Here is a 14873-nt window from a genome sequence, read left to right on the forward strand (position 1 = left end):
GGCCGGACCGCAACCTCTGGGAGAGACGTAGATGGAAGATATGACCGAAGACCAGGCCACCGCCAATTACCGCGTGACCGCCGGAGAACTGCGCCAATTTATCGAGCGGTTCGAGCGTCTGGATGCCGAGAAAAAAGACATCGCAGAGCAGCAGAAAGAGGTTATGGCCGAAGCCAAGGCCCGCGGCTACGACACCAAGGTGATGCGCAAGGTCATTGCCCTACGTAAACGCGACAAGGACGACATCGCCGAGGAAGAGGCGGTCCTTGAAATGTACAAAGAAGCGCTTGGCATGAGCTAAAGGCCCTTTGCAAACGCCCACACCCGGCGTTTGCCCATCCCTCTGTACCTAGAGGGGCGCGTTGCGCGGGCTCAGAACCTGAACACCGCTCATATTTGCCAACCGAGCTACGTCCTGTTCGTACAGCTCCGAGAATGCATCAACGATTTCTGCGTTCCATCCGGGAAGCTCAAGCTCCTCTTCAAGCCTGTCCGTTTCGGCGTGTTCCTCAAAAATGTGGAACAACTGGACCTGAAGGGCTTCAGGATCGTTGGCTTCGGTGTCCAAGGCTGCCTGCGCCAGAACTTGCCCCTCTGCAGTCAACAACGACAAGATCAGGTCATATTCTCCGGTCAGGGCTGCGGTTTCTGGTATCCCGCTGACTTGGCGCACAACATTGCCCCAGATGAGGGGGGTGTCTTCGTTGCACCAAAGCGTAATCTTCACATCCGGGGCGAGATCACGAATATCCTCGATCATGCCAATCCAGCTCAGACAGCTTAGATCTGTTGTGCGCAGAATCTCTTCCCGATCTGGGTCGGGCAGGGCCATCAGCAGTTTCGGGATGAAACTGCCCGGATTTCTAAGGGCGAAATACAGATTTATAGGTTCTTCTGGAAAGGCCTGCTGCAACAGCGCCATCCTGCGCCCGGCATCGGGATAAAGTTGGCCGTCGCGCAGAAGATTCCCCTGATCACCCACGAAATTGTCGTTCAGGAAAATGGCACGCTTGGTCGCCGCGTCCACAGGCAAGGCCAGTCGCATTTTCTTGATTGCGTCAGGTGACAGAGTTCGAATATCCGGCCCGCCGAAATTCGGTTTGAAATACTGACGATACCGACGAGGGCCAAAGAACCGCGCGCCACACTCGCTGAGCAACGCACCATTCGCCTGAAGCGACCTTTGCAGCCGCCCCTGATCCGTAAAAGCGGCCCCAGCGTGGATCGCAAACTGCATATCCGGCTCTCGTCCCTGCATCTTCTTGCCTCGTTTGTCGGGTTACAGGTTGCAACCCGCGCAGTCAAACCCGCCTCAACTAACCCTTCGCTTGCCTCGCCAACGACGAAACAAGAATTTCCCTAAGTTGCGGTGAAATTTCGGGCTTGCAGTCGCGCGGCAGAGAAAGTAATCGACACCCAGTGCCCCTATAGCTCAGCTGGTAGAGCAACTGATTTGTAATCAGTAGGTCCGCGGTTCGAGTCCGTGTGGGGGCACCAGAAAATCAATAGCTTAGACGAAAAATCCCCACCTGAAAGACGGGGAAATGTGCACAGGGTAACGATTCGTCCTAACTGGGCCGTGCGCAATCATGAACTGATCGGGTCTCGGTTATGATGCCAACTCTGGCAGGTTTACGCTGTCCAGCTTGCTTTCCCGCGACTCAGCCATCTCAGCCGCTACCTTAAGAATGGTAGTGACGCCGCCAGCATAAGTCCCGTCGTTATCGATCACACTAGCAGATATGATGAGGAAGTATTTAAAACGGTTGCTCGGTGCGCGAAATACGAATTCGAAATGCCTACTCAAAAGGAGATTGACGAGGCAAGGACGCTTAATGCCATTGATCGAGAAGATGCTCTGCTAAAACTCGCCGTGTCGCTTTCTAAGCAGGTCGAAAAACTTCACGAAGACATTGTCACAATGCAGGAAAGTCCGCAGCCCCGGCGAAGTGGGTTCTGGAAGCGATAATCGATTTCAAAGGCGTATAGTGAATATTGTGTTTTACCCACTAGTGCGCCCTCGCAAACTTAGCGAACGGGTCGCTGTCGTCCCCTTCTTCTGTGTGGTGAACCCCGTGGCGACTTGTTGGCGTCGCTCCCATCGCGGTCAGATGCATCCGCAATTCGCGAATATGCGCGGCTGTCAGATCAGCCCCAGACAATACCCCAGAACGAAGAATACAGGCCGACTCCAACAGGGCCCGATCAGAGGCTACCAGCCAGGGCAACTCATCAACAAATATCGCCCATGACTCCTTTTGGGCTTCTGTAAGCCACTCAGGGGGATCACCGACTTTATCCAAGCCCTTTGGGGTGAACACGTCCTTATAGCGTTCAGGGTGCTTCTGCAGAGCGCCTGTAAGCCTAGCTTTCTCTATCGGGTTCTTGCGTCGTGCCATGTCTGCCTCTGATTTCTCAAATGGGGATGTGAACAAAAGCCGGGGTGGTCGGTATGCGGCCTAAAAGCCTCAAAGAATGAACCGCCCCCCCCCCTTAAGTCGAAGCCATGGAATGAAGTCGCCGTGCTTCGGCTGGACAAGTTAACCACCATCGCTTCGGCGTGCCCGACGTGAGTTGCGTCACAATTCATACTGAGGCGGGTTAGTTTGGTTTCTGGGGCGGGAGCTGTCGGTTTGAATTCTTGAGCTCTGTCACGTAGTTCATTTGTGGTTTGCACACCTTCATCGAAGGGGGGCTTAATTTCAGTCGGGATTTTCATAGCAGAATCCTATTCTGGAAAAGCCGTCATCATCTCGATGGGGCGTTCAGTATTCACGCTAGTATTTTCAGTTTGTCGGACTTCTTCTCAATTTCCAGCGTCACGCTTTGCATCGTTTGGTTGTGACGATCTTTCTTGACAAAAGTGGTAATATAATACCCCATATGAGTTCTACGGTCAAGCTTTGTTGTTGATCCTGAAGCATTGTTTTGGCCTATGCGCCTTCGGGACTAAACTGACCATGGAATGCCTCATCTGACTAGGTCCACCGTTATGTATAGTGAACGGAGGACAGAGAATGGCAAACAAGCGGCACAAGCCCGAGGAGATAGTTCAGAAGTTACGGCAGGTTGATGTGCTTGTCGGCCAGGGTATGCAGCGCGTGGATGCGATCCGCGAAGTGCGCATTACCGAGCAGACCTATTACCGATGGCGCAAGCAGTATGGCGGTATGGGAACCGACCAACTTAAGGAACTCAAACGGCTCCAGAAAGAGAATGAACGGCTTCGGAAAGCCGTGTCGGATCTGACCCTGGACAAGCTAATCCTTAAGGAAGCAGCCCGGGGAAACTTCTGAGCCCCGCCCGCCGGCGTGCCTGCATCGACCTGATCCGAAGTAGGATGAAGGTTTCAGAACGCAGGATCTGCCGGGTGCTGGGGCAGCATCGATCGACGCAAAGGTACTCTCCCCGAGGCCGGGAAAACGAAGACCGGCTTGTCGCGGACATGATTGAACTGGCCCGGCAATACGGCAGCTACGGTTACCGCCGCGTCGCCGTTCTGCTGAGAGATGCGGGCTGGCAGGTCAGCGTCGGCCGTGTTGAGCGGCTATGGAAGCGGGAGGGGCTGAAGGTGCCACGCAAGCAACCAAAGAAGAGCCGTCTCTGGCTGAACGACGGATCATGCATCCGCCTGAAGCCTGAGCACCGCAACCATGTCTGGAGCTACGACTTCGTGCATTGCCGCACTGACGACGGCAAGGCGTTCCGTACCTTGAACATCCTCGATGAGTTCAGCCGGGAATGCCTGTCAATCACAGTGAAGCGGAAGCTAAACTCGACCGACGTGATCGACGCTCTCACCGATCTCTTCATCCTGAGAGGGCCGCCGGCATTTGTGCGCAGCGACAATGGCCCCGAGTTCGTTGCCAAAGACGTCCGGGCATGGATCGAAGCCGTGGGAGCCAGGACGGCCTTCATCGAACCGGGCAGCCCTTGGGAGAACGGCTATGTGGAGAGCTTCAATGCCAGGTTCCGCGATGAACTTCTGAACCGAGAGATCTTCTACTCGCTGAGGGAGGCTCAGATTATCATCGAAGGCTGGCGGAAACACTACAACACTAAGCGGCCCCACAGCGCTCTCGGCTATCGGCCACCAGCTCCTGAAACCATCGTCCAGATGGACCCGAGGCCAGTCATGCACTAACAATCAAGTCGGACCAGTCAAATCAGGCCATCCACTCCTCGAAGTGTTACGTCTTCATCTCTCATCTGATTGAAAATCTGGCTGGCAGCATTAATTGCGTCTGTGGCTGCAACAAACTCAACCAAAGCACCATCTCCCATCAGCTTGAATATTCGTCCTTTGTTTTCATGGACCAACGGTCTGATCACATCGTCCAAAATGCGTTGTAGAGTGTTCAGCGTGGTCTCAGCATCCTCTGACATGCGCTTGGTATAATCGACGACATCGAGGCTTAGGATCGCAGCAATTTTCCGCTTCATCAGTCGATGTGATCCTTTTAGCTAAACCAATTCCTCTGAACCAAAATTAACAGACGAATAGATTTTTGTGACCAAAACTTGTGCCTGGGCATTTTGCTAAGCCTGCAAGTTCCCAAACTTGCGCTGAAACACAAAGCCGAGCAAAACGTCTTACTGGCTGGCGAAACCTAGAATTAAGGTGAATGATTAACGCATTTCACGTCGCTAACGAAGGTTCACTTCGAAATATCCAATCTAATGGTATCAGTCCGTAGTTCTTCTCATCTGTGACCGATGGCAGCCCGAAGCGGAACTTCGACTCCGAGCTTTGCAAAATCTAACAAGCGGACGGCAGCTACCATTAGTGTGAATGGCTTGAAGGTATCGAGCATTCGCCACGGCGACAATTTAAGAAAAAAATGACTGCGAGAAACAAGGTGGCTGAAACTGCTCTCAGACAGAAAACAGGCGTCCCCGCACACTTTCGCGCAATTCGAGCTTAGTCCAAGGTGTTTCCGGTGATGAAGGTGTACGAGCTTTCGACCAAATCGATGACGACATCCAACTCTTCTGGTGTGGTCGGTGTGTATATCATGACAAAGCCACTCCACCCAGGACGTTGCTTGGCCCAAGGGTGTGCAACGGCCCAACCAGCCTCAATTGCCCGTCGCGCCATTGCGGGGTGCAGCGAAGCGTGCAAGCTGCCATCAGGATGCATATGCGCAAATTCAAACCCACCGACGATAGAGCTCGGTTGAGACAACAACATGTCGGGATCAAGCTGAAAACCAATTGTCCCAGGAAGCGATATGCGTGTCGGGCCAAGCGCGACCCCTGGGAATTGCGCAACACGCTCCAGCAATAGCTGGGCTAACTCGGCATCAATTTCGACACCGATCTGAGTATGCGGTACGCCGCTTGTCGTTGCAGGACGGGGTGAGGTACGCTCCGGCAAGTAGGGCTCTTGTGCGAATGCCAACGGGCAGGTCAATGTAACTGCTGTTGTAGCGACTGCCAGTAGTCTAAAGAACACATTCATTTTGTTGCCAGCCCGTCAAAAGTTTAGAATGAGCGCTCAGCGCAGTATCAGCGCCCTTGCACACATTACTCAGCCTTTAATGCTTCGATATTGATCAAAAGCTCTATTTCGTCGCTCACCGCTGGCGCAAATGCCCCAAGTCCGAATTCAGACCGCGCGATAGTCGCCGTGGCAGCCAGCCCCAAGGTCGGCGTACCCTCCTTTTCGCCAAAAGGGTATGGCGCTGACTTGTTAAGCGTTGTTTCCAGAACAACAGGTTTGGTGACGCCATTCATGGTCAGGTCGCCAGAAATATCCGCGGTGTTTTCCCCGGTCACTTCAATGCTGGTTGAGGCGAATGTGACCACGTCACCGTCACTCGCGCTGAAAAAGTCATCGGACATGAAGTGTTGCAAACGGGCATCCCAGCCCGTGATCATGGATTTTACAGGCATAGACACTGTGACAGATGACGCAGACGGATCATCTTCGTTGAACTCTATCTCGCCACTAAAACCTGAGAACATTCCAAATGTTTCTGAGAACCCGATGTGGTCGTAGCTGAACAATACCTGGCTGTGTCCAGGATCCAGCTCGTAGGTGCCACTCTCGGACAATGCGGTTGTCGCGCCCATCGATAAGAGTACCGCCAGCGGGGTTGCTGCCACATTGAACATTGATACGCTCCCATTTTGACAAGACGTGTTTGCGGAATTGAGTATTGAGCTTTAGTTTTTAGCTGATCATATTAATAGAACAAAATGTTCTATAGCGCAACAAAGTGTTCTACAGGAGGGGCGATTGAAAGAAGATCCCAGGCTGATCGCCACACGGCAGGCCGCGCTTGATGCGGCGCAAAGGATACTGAGGGATGAGGGCGTACTGCACGTAACTCATGGCGCGGTTTCAAAGGCAACGGGTATTTCGCGGAGCACACTTTACAGGCACTGGCCAGATGCGCGCAGTCTGCGTGATGCAGCATTCAGGCGCGTCGCAACACCGCCGAACATACCGCCCAAAACCGATGGCCCGCTGCGATCTGACCTGCGCTGTTTACTCGGCGTACTGATGGGAGCCTTGAATGACACACCATGGGGCCAAATCGCGCCTCAGGTGGCCGCTGCTGCGTCCACCGACGAAGAAGCGCGGTTGGTGATCACTGAATTCATGAAAGACAGGTTCGCAAGTGTTGAAGCAGTGTTTGCAGCCGCAATAGACCGCGGTGAGATCGCCGCGGATGTTCCGGTTGAACAGCTTATAGAACTAGCAGTCGCTGCCCCTTATTTTCGCAAGCTCATACGTCACGAGGCCCTGGACGAAGACTGGTTGGATCAACATGTTGATCTGCTTTGCAGTATCGCGAAAACCAATTCGGGACAGTAACCTTCACCTGACTTAGAAATCAACGCGACCTGCAACTGGCGCGAGATTTCGACAGAACAACAAGTTATGATCAATAGCCTGTCCAGCTAGTTCCCAATAGCGGTTGCTCCAAAAGGTCTCGGCAAAGACTCGCAATGATCGTTCTTCGAATTTTGCAAAGTCCGCGTTCTGCGCATTTCTGTAATTCGGGCAACGCGCGGCATCGGCCAAAGTGGGCTCGATGCGGCCATTCTCCGCGGCTTGCATGTTTGGCAGGTCCAGCCCAATCCGGACACTTAATCCAAGACTTTGCAATTCCGACTTGCGGACAAAACTGACCTTGGCGTCTACACCTTCGCTGACGCAGGATCCACCGCACTGGCAGCAACAGCTCTTCCCTTCAACAGGGAAAATCGCCAAAGCGGCCGTTCCACAACGGGCTTTGGAGCTCCTTGATCGCTCTTTGACCAGACGGCGCTCTGGCATGGAAACGAAGGGGCTTGGCTCAGCGCATAACCAAAGCTAGAGAATAGGCGTCAGGATCATGAAATTGGGCTTCTTCGCGCAAGTAGGGCGAAGACAGGCAACATTGTTACGATCCAGACCACGCTATAAATTGCGGATGGTATGGCATATTCGCTTAACCCATTGGTGTTAGGCAACAGCAAAGTGGCAATTGCGATTCCCAAAGCTCCGTTTTGAACGCCGGTCTCAATTGAAATCGTCTTCGCCTCGATGTCTGTGCATCCGAGCATCCCTGAACTCATGATGCCAATAAACGTGAGTGACGCACCTACAACAAAAAGTGCGGGTCCAAGCCTAAGGTAGTTATCCGCGACCACCACCCAGTTTGAAATGATAGCGCCTCCGATGACCATCGCAAAAAGTAGCGTAGAGACCTTGCTAAAGATTGGTTCGACCGCAGCTACAATTCGCGGCGCCAAGGATCGCGCGATCACCCCGGCTAGGATCGGTGAAGCTGTTAAAAAAAACATTGCTAAAGCCGTCGAAGAAATGTCGATAGCGGGCGCAGTTGCCCCCATGAACATCTGCATCGAAAACCCCAGGATGAGCGGTACGGTAACGACACAAGTCAGACTGAAGACTGCTGTAAGAGTAACGGACAAAGCGACATCCCAATTCGAAAGCTTGGTCACGATGTTACTGATCGCCCCGCCCGGACAGGCCGCTAAAATCATGATGCCAACGGCTGCCTCAGCGGAAATCCCAAAGATAAAAGTCACCATCAAAGCGATGCAAGGCAGCAAAATGATCTGGTTGAGAGCGCCGACGCAAAAGGCCCGTGGACGTCGTCCGATGCGTTGAAAGTCAGCCGCTGTGAGTCCGAGGCCAAGGCAGAACATGATGACAACAACTGCGAGCGGCAGCAGCACAGATATGAAAATTTCGCCCATCTACCATGACCTCTATGGCTGCATGCTTCCGCACGCTTTCGGACGATACCGTTCAGAAAACCTGATGACGAGTGTTATCAGTTTGGCGCATTTATCCTCAAGCGCCCAAAGATCGAGGCTGTCTCTATTTATTATACCTATCACAGGGTTGGACGATCTGGCGTGAAAGAGCTTTCCAGTGCTAATCTCACTGTATGGCAAGTGTAACTTACGCATTCGCCCGCGCGATGGCCAACGCCGCCGGGATGACGCTAAACGACGATGGCGCCCTGATTTCGAATGGCGCTGTCGTGCTGCGTCTACCAGAAGCTCAAGACGGCCAATTGGCGGATGATGCGTATTTCGATCTGATCGATTGGATTCGTGCGCAACAAGCGGACGAGGCCGCGTTGGTTGAGGCCTATGCGAACGCGATTGGGACCGATGATCTCGGCGTCCTTGGCCTAGCTGTAAAGACAGCTCCGACCTTGCGGCAATCTTTGCAACGGATCGAGCGTTATTTTCGTCTCGTAACGGACACCGCAGTTTACAGACTTGATGAAACCAGCGATCCGGTCCTTTGGATTTTTGAGGGACAAACATCACATCGCGCTGCCTTGGAGCTGCGCAACGAATGCGCGCTTGCGGCCTTTGCGAGGAACATGCATCGGTTTGTGGGTGATGGGTTGTCGCTCGCATATGTCTCGTTTCAGCATCCATGCAGACAAGAACCAGAACGTTACGCCGAATATTTCGGGTGCCCGGTTCGATTTGGGAGCACCCACAACGCCATTGCTATGCGCCCTGCTATGCTGGAAAGCGAAAATCGTCTTGGCGATCCGGGGTTGTCAGATTTCATGACGAAGCACCTGGATGAGGAGTTCAACTCTCGCGATGACGACACCTCACTGAGCCAAGCAATTGTCCACCGGCTTACACCGGCCCTGAGTAACGGCGCGCCGCAAGCAGCGCATGTCGCACAAGAGATGGGAATGAGCGAGCGCACGCTTTACCGCAGGTTGGCCGAGGAAGGGCTGACCTATCGCGACGTTCTTGGTCAGGCACAAGTTGCACTTGCTCGTGACCTGCTCCGTGACGGTAAGGCTTCCATAGCCGAGATCGCCTTTATGACCGGGTTTTCGGAACAGAGCACGTTCAGCCGCGCCTTCAAGCGCTGGGTTGGCCAGGCTCCGGCACGATTCAGGCAGCAAGCGACCTCCGACTAGGCACACACCTCAAGACCACATGGCAGGTTCGGCCAAAACCTTGGCAGGGCGGGCCGATACCTCAATCGATGTGGTGCATAACTTCTTCTTTGTCAGATCCACCTGGGGCGCCGCCGAGTAAAGCAAACCCATTTGCCCCTCTCAGACAAAGGAAATTTGCAATGAGCAATCATGACCACAAACATGGAGCAAGCTGCGCTTGCGACGTCACGCCCGAACGCGTTGATATGGCGCGCCGGCGACTCTTGCAACAAGCCGCCGGTGCGGCCGCGGCAGGTACAACAATAGTGGCTGGCGGGCAGGCCCTTGCCGCGACCGGCGAAGCACGCGCCTACTATGCTGACCCGGAAAATCCAGGCCTTCCCCAAATCGACATGACCATCGAGCCGGGGCGTACTGCGCTTGTGGTGACCGACCCCCAGATTGATTTTTTGTCAGAGGACGGTGTGACGTGGGGCGTCGTTGGCGAAAGCGTGACCGAACAGGACACGGTCGACAATATCGAACGGCTTTTCATTGCCGCCAAGGCTGCGGGGATGCCGGTCTTCATCTCGCCCCACTATTACTACCCACATGACCACAAGTGGGAGTTCGAGGGCACTCTGGAAGCGACGATGCACAGCATCGGCATGTTTGACCGCCTGGGACCGCTCAATTTGGACAACTTCGAGGGCTCAGGTGCCGACTGGATGCCGCAATACAAGAAGTACATCGAGGATGGCGAAACCATCATTTGCTCGCCACACAAGGTTTACAGCCCTGCTCAGAATGACCTGAACCTGCAATTGCGTAAACGCAAGATCGACAAGGTGATCCTCGCGGGGATGTCGGCGAACCTGTGTACGCAGGCGCATCTCTACGAGCTGCTGGAGCTGGGCTACGAAGTCGCTGTCGTTCGCGATGCCACAGCCGGGGCCAAGGTGCCTGAAGGTGACGGGTATCTCGCCGCCATCATCAACTTCCGCATGGTCGCCAACGGCGTCTGGTGGACCGACGACGCGGTTGAGCGCATTGGCCAATCGGCCTGACCCAAATCGATCTTCAAATTTGATCCTAGCATCCTGAAAGGACATATCATGACACGCATCTTTACATTTCCCGCGCTTACAACAGCGTTGACTCTCGCCCTGGCGGCGGCGGCATTGGCTGACGATGAATACAACGTTTCGAACAGTCTTACCTTGACTGGGCAGCCCCTCGGCATGCATGGCGTCGATCCTGTATCGATGTTTGAAGCCGAAATACCCGAAATGGGCAACGCCACTTTTACATCGGCCCATGATGGAGTGGACTACTATTTTGCGTCGCAGGCAGCGAAAGCCACATTCGAGGCGGATCCGACGGCACATCTGCCTCAATTCGGCGGGTTCTGCGCCTTTGGCGTCTATGTAGGCAAGAAGCTTGATGGCGATGTTCGGTATGCCGATATCGTGGACGACAAGCTCTATCTCTTTGTGAATGAGGAAATCTTCAAGAAGTACCTTGAGGACAAAGAGACCGTGATCCAAGGCGCCCATGCCAAGTGGGCAGACATCCACCACACGCCTGTCGGCAGCCTTTGATCGAGGAATTTGGTGGCTTTTGCCGGTCGGAGCCACCGCTGCCTCTCCCCTCCCCAAAAGGCCGGCATTTCTCCAAGACACCCTGTCCGCAATGACAATTCTCGTGTGTCGAAAACTCTTCCCAAAGGAAACCAGACATGACTGATTTTGAGACATATACAATCGCCTCAGCCCCTGATGCCGCGAAACCAATTCTGGAAGCATCGCTGAAAGGATATGGTTTTGTACCCAACCTTTATGCGGCCATGGCCGAAGCGCCCGCAATTTTGGAAGGCTATACGACACTTTCCAGCATCTTTGGAAAGACCAGCCTGTCAGAGACTGAGCGCCAGATCATCCTTATGACTAACAACCGGTTGAACGGGTGCAAGTACTGCATGGCCGCCCATACCACTCTTTCACAGATGGCCGGTGTCCCCGAAGACGTGATCGCAGCGTTACGCGATGGCAGCCCTATCGCCGACCCCAAATTGGAAGCGCTGCGCAAATTCGCCATCGTGATCAACGAAAGCCGAGGCTGGCCCAGCGACGCACAGGTCGAGGCGTTTCTGACGGCTGGTTACACACGCCGATCTATGCTGGAAGTCATCCTCGGCACAGCGTTGAAAACCCTGTCGAACTATACGAACCATGTGGCGGAAACCGCGTTGGATGATGCCTTTGTGCCAAATGCATGGATCGCCTCGGTCGCGGCAGTGGCTGAATAGCGGACCAAACCAGACATTCTCCAATCGAGGCGAATGTCTGGTTCAGTTTTTGCGTTGAGTATACGCTATTCGATCAGTCGTGCTGCGACGTATCCCACCAATGCGCATCCATGAACTGCGGGATCGCCTGCGTTTTACCGCTCAGTTTCCCGACGGTGCCTTCAGTCAACTCAAGCGCCATCCATGCCTCGGGTGCCGTCAACAGATCGGGGTAAGGCGTATGCTTGTCGGTTGGGACAAACCCGTAGCGGGGATAGAAGGTCGGGACACCCAACACGAACACGGCGTCAGCCCCGATAGACTTTAGGTGCCCGATGCTGGTCTCCATCAATTCTTTCCCGACACCTGTACCCTGATGGTGTGGTGACACGCCGCACGGGGCCAGAAGGTAGCATTTGGTGTCGCGGTGGTCCGTAAAGACAAATGGCGTGAACAGCACGTTGCCCGCTAGTTTCCCCTCTCGTTCAACACTGATCGAGATTGTGTCTGGATTGTCGAGAAAGGCTTTGGCAAGCTGTGCAATCGCCTCTCCCTCAGCTTCTCCATCCGCTTGACCAAAGGCCTGTCGGTGGATGCCCAGAATGGCGTTGATGTCTGTTTGTTTCATAGTGTTCTCCTATCGTTGATTCATTTGGGCTCGTACGGATTTGATCCCCAGCGCAGACGCGCGATAGGGGGCACCGTTTTTCGAGCGGATCAGGCGCTTTTTAAGAAGGCGCTGAAAGATATTGAGGGTGCAGTCAGACAACACATGACCGCTGCGCGTATAGCAGGTGACATCATGTACTTTGCCGTTCGGCTGGCGTTCAAATTGGATGGACCCGCCAAGGGCGAGTTCATGCAAAACACGTTGCTCGTGCTTTGAGATGTTCATTGGGATGTCTCGATTTTACGAAAGTACAGAAACAGGGCACTCAGCGTTGCGCTTGAGTGTGCCTATCAATGTTGGTGTTCCTGAATTTGCTTCGCCAGGAACGGGCGTTAGGCCCGGGACTCTTTCATAAAATCTCCATAATGCGAGGCGCTACGCCTCAGACGAGACGGTCAAATAGGCATTCAAACGAGTCGCGTCAATATGGACGGCGGCCTTTTTTGGGGAGGCGGCGTGTTTCAATGCAGTCTTTCGCCGCGACACGCGTTTGTGGGAGGAATGGGCTCGTTCCAGTCGTTCGCTGTGCGGTGTGTGATTGACTGCATTGTGTAGAAAGCGGTAATTTGACCGCCGTTCGGTCCATCGCAAAGTCATTTCACAGTATCACATTAAACTGATCCGCAATTTGCACCCCTAGTCTCATCTGCTCTTCAGGTTCCGTGTTACAATACTCATACTGGCGTGGGACACACAACTTCGATCAGAGATGGCCCGTCGCTGGAGAGACCGGCAGAGAGCGCCTTCGCAAAGCTGTCCATGTCATCTGCGCGTGTCCCCGGAACACCATGGCCCTTCGCCAGAGATACCCAGTCCAGTGTCGGGTTATCCACGTCAAACATAGCTTGAGCATTCTGGCCATAGCTCGCCACACCGACATTTGTGAGTTCATCGCGCAGGATTTGATAACCGCGGTTCGCAAACACAACGATTGTCACGTCCAGATTTTCGCGGGCCATGGTCCACAATGATTGAAGAGTATACATGGCGGACCCGTCGCCGGTTAGTGCGATGACTTTTCGGTCGGGGCAGGCGATAGCCGCACCCGTCGCACAAGGCAAACACAACCCAATCGCGCCGCCGGTGCCTGCGAGTAGGTCATGCGGTCGAGCGGTGGCTGTCGGTGGAATGACGTGAAACCCGGACGTCACGGACTCATTACAGATGGTCGCGTTTTCCGGGATCAGTGCTGCCAACGCCAAACCAACTTTTTCGAGGGTCAACTGCCCGCTGGGAATGTCCGGCAGATCGAGCGGATGGGTTTTTGCCACCGTTTTGCTTGTGACCCCGACCGCGTCGGCGAGCGCTTGCAGCGTCCACTCGATATCATCTGTGGGCGTACACAAGTCGGTAATGGGGCAATACGGAGGTTCGGGTACGCTTGGTTTCCCGGGATAAGCAAAAAAGGCGACTGGCCTGTCTGTGCCAAGCAGAGTGATCGAAGACGTTGCTTCAAGCTGAGCGATCTTGGGCGATATCGGATAGGCCAGTTGGTCTAGCTTTGCTGTTCCTGCGCCTTTGGAAATGCGCGGTATCAGAGTATCGGCCAACAACCGGCACCCCGTCGCGGCAGCAATTTGTCCCGCTAGTTCACGCTGTGGTCCAAACAGGGCTGATCCGCCAATCATCAGCGCGGCGTTCGGCGTTACAAGACGGGCTGCCGCGGCCTCTATCTCGCCTATTGACGGTCGATGGAGTCTTTCTCTGTTGTCCAAACGGTTTGCCGCTGCGTTCGCTTCGTTCCAAGCTGTGTCGGCAGGCAGGACAAGGGTCGCGATCTGGCCGTTTTGCGCGCGGGCTGCTTGAACCCCTGCCGCTCCATCCGTAGCTACGTCGGTGGCATTAGACGATACTCGCGTCCACTGACTGACCGCTTGGCTGATACCGAGGATGTCTCCCTTCAAAGGGCTTTCGTAGCGCAGATGTTGCGTTGCATGATCGCCCACGATGTTAACGATCCCGGACCCTGCTTTTCTGGCATTGTGCAGATTAGCAAATGCGTTGCCAAAGCCTGGTGCAAGATGCAGCAGCGTGCCCGCAACATCACGTTTCATGCGAAAATATCCGTCCGCCGCCCCTGTCGTTCCTCCTTCGAACAGGCAAAGAACGCAATTCATCTCCGGGTGTTCATCCAAGGCAGCGACAAAGTGCATTTCAGAGGTGCCGGGATTTGCGAAGACTGTATCCACGCCATTGTTCAAAAGGGTTTTTACGAGTGATTGAGCGCCGTTCATTTTAACCCTAGCCTGATTTCAAGCGATCATTTGATGACAATGCTCGCACGAAAAGACCTTCTTTCTGAACATATTTTCCTCTCGACACTACACTTTACGACGCATGGCACCGCAACTGCTCGCGACGTGGAGCAGTCACCGGACTTAAGACCGTGCCTTTTGGCGGGGCCAAAACTTAGAGCGAAAGCAGTCAAACACTTGGTGAGATAGACACCGCGCGAGCACGCCCGCTTTGGGCTCTCCCGGCACATTCGCCGCGAGATCCATGAACGACGGCTTCGGGAAGGAGCGCCTTTCGC

General features: G+C 54.2%; 17 protein-coding genes and 1 tRNA gene. 8 read left to right on the forward strand and 10 right to left on the reverse strand.

Annotated features, from left to right (window positions below; genetic code table 11):
• Positions 1-31: 31 nt before the first annotated feature.
• Positions 32-301 carry a DUF2312 domain-containing protein gene (locus tag GOV79_RS15690; RefSeq protein WP_170614681.1) on the forward strand — a complete coding sequence of 90 codons (270 nt, stop codon included), beginning with the start codon at positions 32-34 and terminating at the stop codon, positions 299-301.
• Positions 302-349: 48 nt separating this feature from the next.
• Here the strand turns inward: GOV79_RS15690 and GOV79_RS15695 are convergent, their stop codons facing one another.
• Entirely contained in the window at positions 350-1258 is a 909-nt protein-coding gene (locus GOV79_RS15695; protein WP_170790451.1) for a hypothetical protein, read from the reverse strand.
• A gap of 163 nt (positions 1259-1421) precedes the next feature.
• Here GOV79_RS15695 and GOV79_RS15700 point away from each other — a divergent pair.
• Positions 1422-1497: transfer RNA gene (locus tag GOV79_RS15700), tRNA-Thr, on the forward strand.
• A 512-nt stretch (positions 1498-2009) separates the two neighbouring features.
• Here GOV79_RS15700 and GOV79_RS15705 read toward each other — a convergent pair.
• Positions 2010-2399, reverse strand: coding sequence for a hypothetical protein (locus GOV79_RS15705; RefSeq protein ID WP_170790452.1), 390 nt, complete (start codon positions 2397-2399; stop codon positions 2010-2012).
• A gap of 618 nt (positions 2400-3017) precedes the next feature.
• Between GOV79_RS15705 and GOV79_RS15710 the strand changes: the two genes are divergently transcribed.
• Positions 3018-4144, forward strand: a protein-coding gene (locus GOV79_RS15710; RefSeq protein ID WP_170790453.1) for an IS3 family transposase whose coding sequence is annotated in 2 segments (ribosomal slippage) — positions 3018-3282 and positions 3282-4144 — 1128 coding nt in all. Because the reading frame shifts where the segments join, the coding sequence is not laid out codon by codon here.
• Between the two features lie 17 nt (positions 4145-4161).
• On the opposite strand, the gene GOV79_RS15715 is transcribed toward GOV79_RS15710, so the two are convergent.
• The 3 genes from GOV79_RS15715 to GOV79_RS15725 all read right to left on the reverse strand — a co-directional run bounded on the left by GOV79_RS15715 (position 4162) and on the right by GOV79_RS15725 (position 6117).
• On the reverse strand, positions 4162-4443 hold the full coding sequence (locus GOV79_RS15715) for an adenylate/guanylate cyclase domain-containing protein (RefSeq protein ID WP_170790454.1): 282 nt from the start codon (positions 4441-4443) through the stop codon (positions 4162-4164).
• Positions 4444-4921: 478 nt separating this feature from the next.
• Positions 4922-5377, reverse strand: a complete 456-nt coding sequence (locus tag GOV79_RS15720; RefSeq protein ID WP_237218039.1) for a luciferase domain-containing protein — start codon at positions 5375-5377, stop codon at positions 4922-4924.
• Positions 5378-5526: 149 nt separating this feature from the next.
• Positions 5527-6117 carry a YceI family protein gene (locus tag GOV79_RS15725; RefSeq protein WP_170790456.1) on the reverse strand — a complete coding sequence of 197 codons (591 nt, stop codon included), beginning with the start codon at positions 6115-6117 and terminating at the stop codon, positions 5527-5529.
• Between the two features lie 124 nt (positions 6118-6241).
• On the opposite strand from GOV79_RS15725, the gene GOV79_RS15730 reads away from it, so the two are divergent.
• Positions 6242-6823: a TetR/AcrR family transcriptional regulator gene (locus GOV79_RS15730; RefSeq protein WP_170790457.1), complete on the forward strand. Its 582-nt coding sequence runs from the start codon at positions 6242-6244 to the stop codon at positions 6821-6823.
• Positions 6824-6835: 12 nt separating this feature from the next.
• On the opposite strand, the gene GOV79_RS15735 is transcribed toward GOV79_RS15730, so the two are convergent.
• Together GOV79_RS15735 and GOV79_RS15740 are read right to left on the reverse strand one after the other, a co-directional pair.
• The gene (locus GOV79_RS15735; RefSeq protein ID WP_170790458.1) at positions 6836-7222 is read right to left on the reverse strand and encodes a hypothetical protein; all 387 of its coding nucleotides are present in this window, start codon (positions 7220-7222) and stop codon (positions 6836-6838) included.
• Positions 7223-7344: 122 nt separating this feature from the next.
• Positions 7345-8217, reverse strand: a complete 873-nt coding sequence (locus tag GOV79_RS15740; protein ID WP_170790459.1) for a bile acid:sodium symporter family protein — start codon at positions 8215-8217, stop codon at positions 7345-7347.
• A 227-nt stretch (positions 8218-8444) separates the two neighbouring features.
• Here GOV79_RS15740 and GOV79_RS15745 point away from each other — a divergent pair, with 227 nt between their 5' ends.
• The 4 genes from GOV79_RS15745 (at position 8445) to GOV79_RS15760 (ending at position 11691) form a co-directional block, all read left to right on the forward strand.
• Positions 8445-9422, forward strand: a complete 978-nt coding sequence (locus GOV79_RS15745) for an AraC family transcriptional regulator (RefSeq protein ID WP_237218040.1) — start codon at positions 8445-8447, stop codon at positions 9420-9422.
• Between the two features lie 161 nt (positions 9423-9583).
• On the forward strand, positions 9584-10450 hold the full coding sequence (locus tag GOV79_RS15750) for a cysteine hydrolase family protein (protein ID WP_170790461.1): 867 nt from the start codon (positions 9584-9586) through the stop codon (positions 10448-10450).
• Between the two features lie 48 nt (positions 10451-10498).
• Positions 10499-10984 (forward strand): YHS domain-containing (seleno)protein, encoded by a 486-nt coding sequence (locus GOV79_RS15755; RefSeq protein ID WP_170790462.1) that lies wholly within the window; start codon positions 10499-10501, stop codon positions 10982-10984.
• 137 nt (positions 10985-11121) lie between these two features.
• On the forward strand, positions 11122-11691 hold the full coding sequence (locus GOV79_RS15760) for a carboxymuconolactone decarboxylase family protein (protein ID WP_142639617.1): 570 nt from the start codon (positions 11122-11124) through the stop codon (positions 11689-11691).
• Positions 11692-11764: 73 nt separating this feature from the next.
• On the opposite strand, the gene GOV79_RS15765 is transcribed toward GOV79_RS15760, so the two are convergent.
• The 3 genes from GOV79_RS15765 to GOV79_RS15775 form a co-directional block, all read right to left on the reverse strand.
• Entirely contained in the window at positions 11765-12298 is a 534-nt protein-coding gene (locus GOV79_RS15765) for a GNAT family N-acetyltransferase (RefSeq protein ID WP_170790463.1), read from the reverse strand.
• A 9-nt stretch (positions 12299-12307) separates the two neighbouring features.
• Positions 12308-12565: a YjhX family toxin gene (locus GOV79_RS15770; protein WP_170790464.1), complete on the reverse strand. Its 258-nt coding sequence runs from the start codon at positions 12563-12565 to the stop codon at positions 12308-12310.
• 449 nt (positions 12566-13014) lie between these two features.
• On the reverse strand, positions 13015-14574 hold the full coding sequence (locus GOV79_RS15775; RefSeq protein WP_170790465.1) for an acetolactate synthase large subunit: 1560 nt from the start codon (positions 14572-14574) through the stop codon (positions 13015-13017).
• Positions 14575-14873 lie beyond the last annotated feature (299 nt).

Origin of the sequence: Ruegeria lacuscaerulensis, assembly GCF_013034745.1 — a bacterium.
Lineage (GTDB): Bacteria > Pseudomonadota > Alphaproteobacteria > Rhodobacterales > Rhodobacteraceae > Ruegeria > Ruegeria lacuscaerulensis_B.

Bases quoted from the DNA above. Each gene is read 5' to 3' on its own strand.
- GOV79_RS15750 (WP_170790461.1), top strand. From the start codon at position 9,584: ATGAGCAATCATGACCACAAACATGGAGCAAGCTGCGCTTGCGACGTC.
- GOV79_RS15760 (WP_142639617.1), top strand. From the start codon at position 11,122: ATGACTGATTTTGAGACATATACAATCGCCTCAGCCCCTGATGCCGCG.
- GOV79_RS15715 (WP_170790454.1), bottom strand. From the start codon at position 4,443: ATGAAGCGGAAAATTGCTGCGATCCTAAGCCTCGATGTCGTCGATTAT.
- GOV79_RS15690 (WP_170614681.1), top strand. From the start codon at position 32: ATGGAAGATATGACCGAAGACCAGGCCACCGCCAATTACCGCGTGACC.
- GOV79_RS15770 (WP_170790464.1), bottom strand. From the start codon at position 12,565: ATGAACATCTCAAAGCACGAGCAACGTGTTTTGCATGAACTCGCCCTT.
- GOV79_RS15775 (WP_170790465.1), bottom strand. From the start codon at position 14,574: ATGAACGGCGCTCAATCACTCGTAAAAACCCTTTTGAACAATGGCGTG.
- GOV79_RS15765 (WP_170790463.1), bottom strand. From the start codon at position 12,298: ATGAAACAAACAGACATCAACGCCATTCTGGGCATCCACCGACAGGCC.
- GOV79_RS15725 (WP_170790456.1), bottom strand. From the start codon at position 6,117: ATGTTCAATGTGGCAGCAACCCCGCTGGCGGTACTCTTATCGATGGGC.
- GOV79_RS15695 (WP_170790451.1), bottom strand. From the start codon at position 1,258: ATGCAGGGACGAGAGCCGGATATGCAGTTTGCGATCCACGCTGGGGCC.
- GOV79_RS15745 (WP_237218040.1), top strand. From the start codon at position 8,445: ATGGCCAACGCCGCCGGGATGACGCTAAACGACGATGGCGCCCTGATT.
- GOV79_RS15755 (WP_170790462.1), top strand. From the start codon at position 10,499: ATGACACGCATCTTTACATTTCCCGCGCTTACAACAGCGTTGACTCTC.
- GOV79_RS15705 (WP_170790452.1), bottom strand. From the start codon at position 2,399: ATGGCACGACGCAAGAACCCGATAGAGAAAGCTAGGCTTACAGGCGCT.
- GOV79_RS15740 (WP_170790459.1), bottom strand. From the start codon at position 8,217: ATGGGCGAAATTTTCATATCTGTGCTGCTGCCGCTCGCAGTTGTTGTC.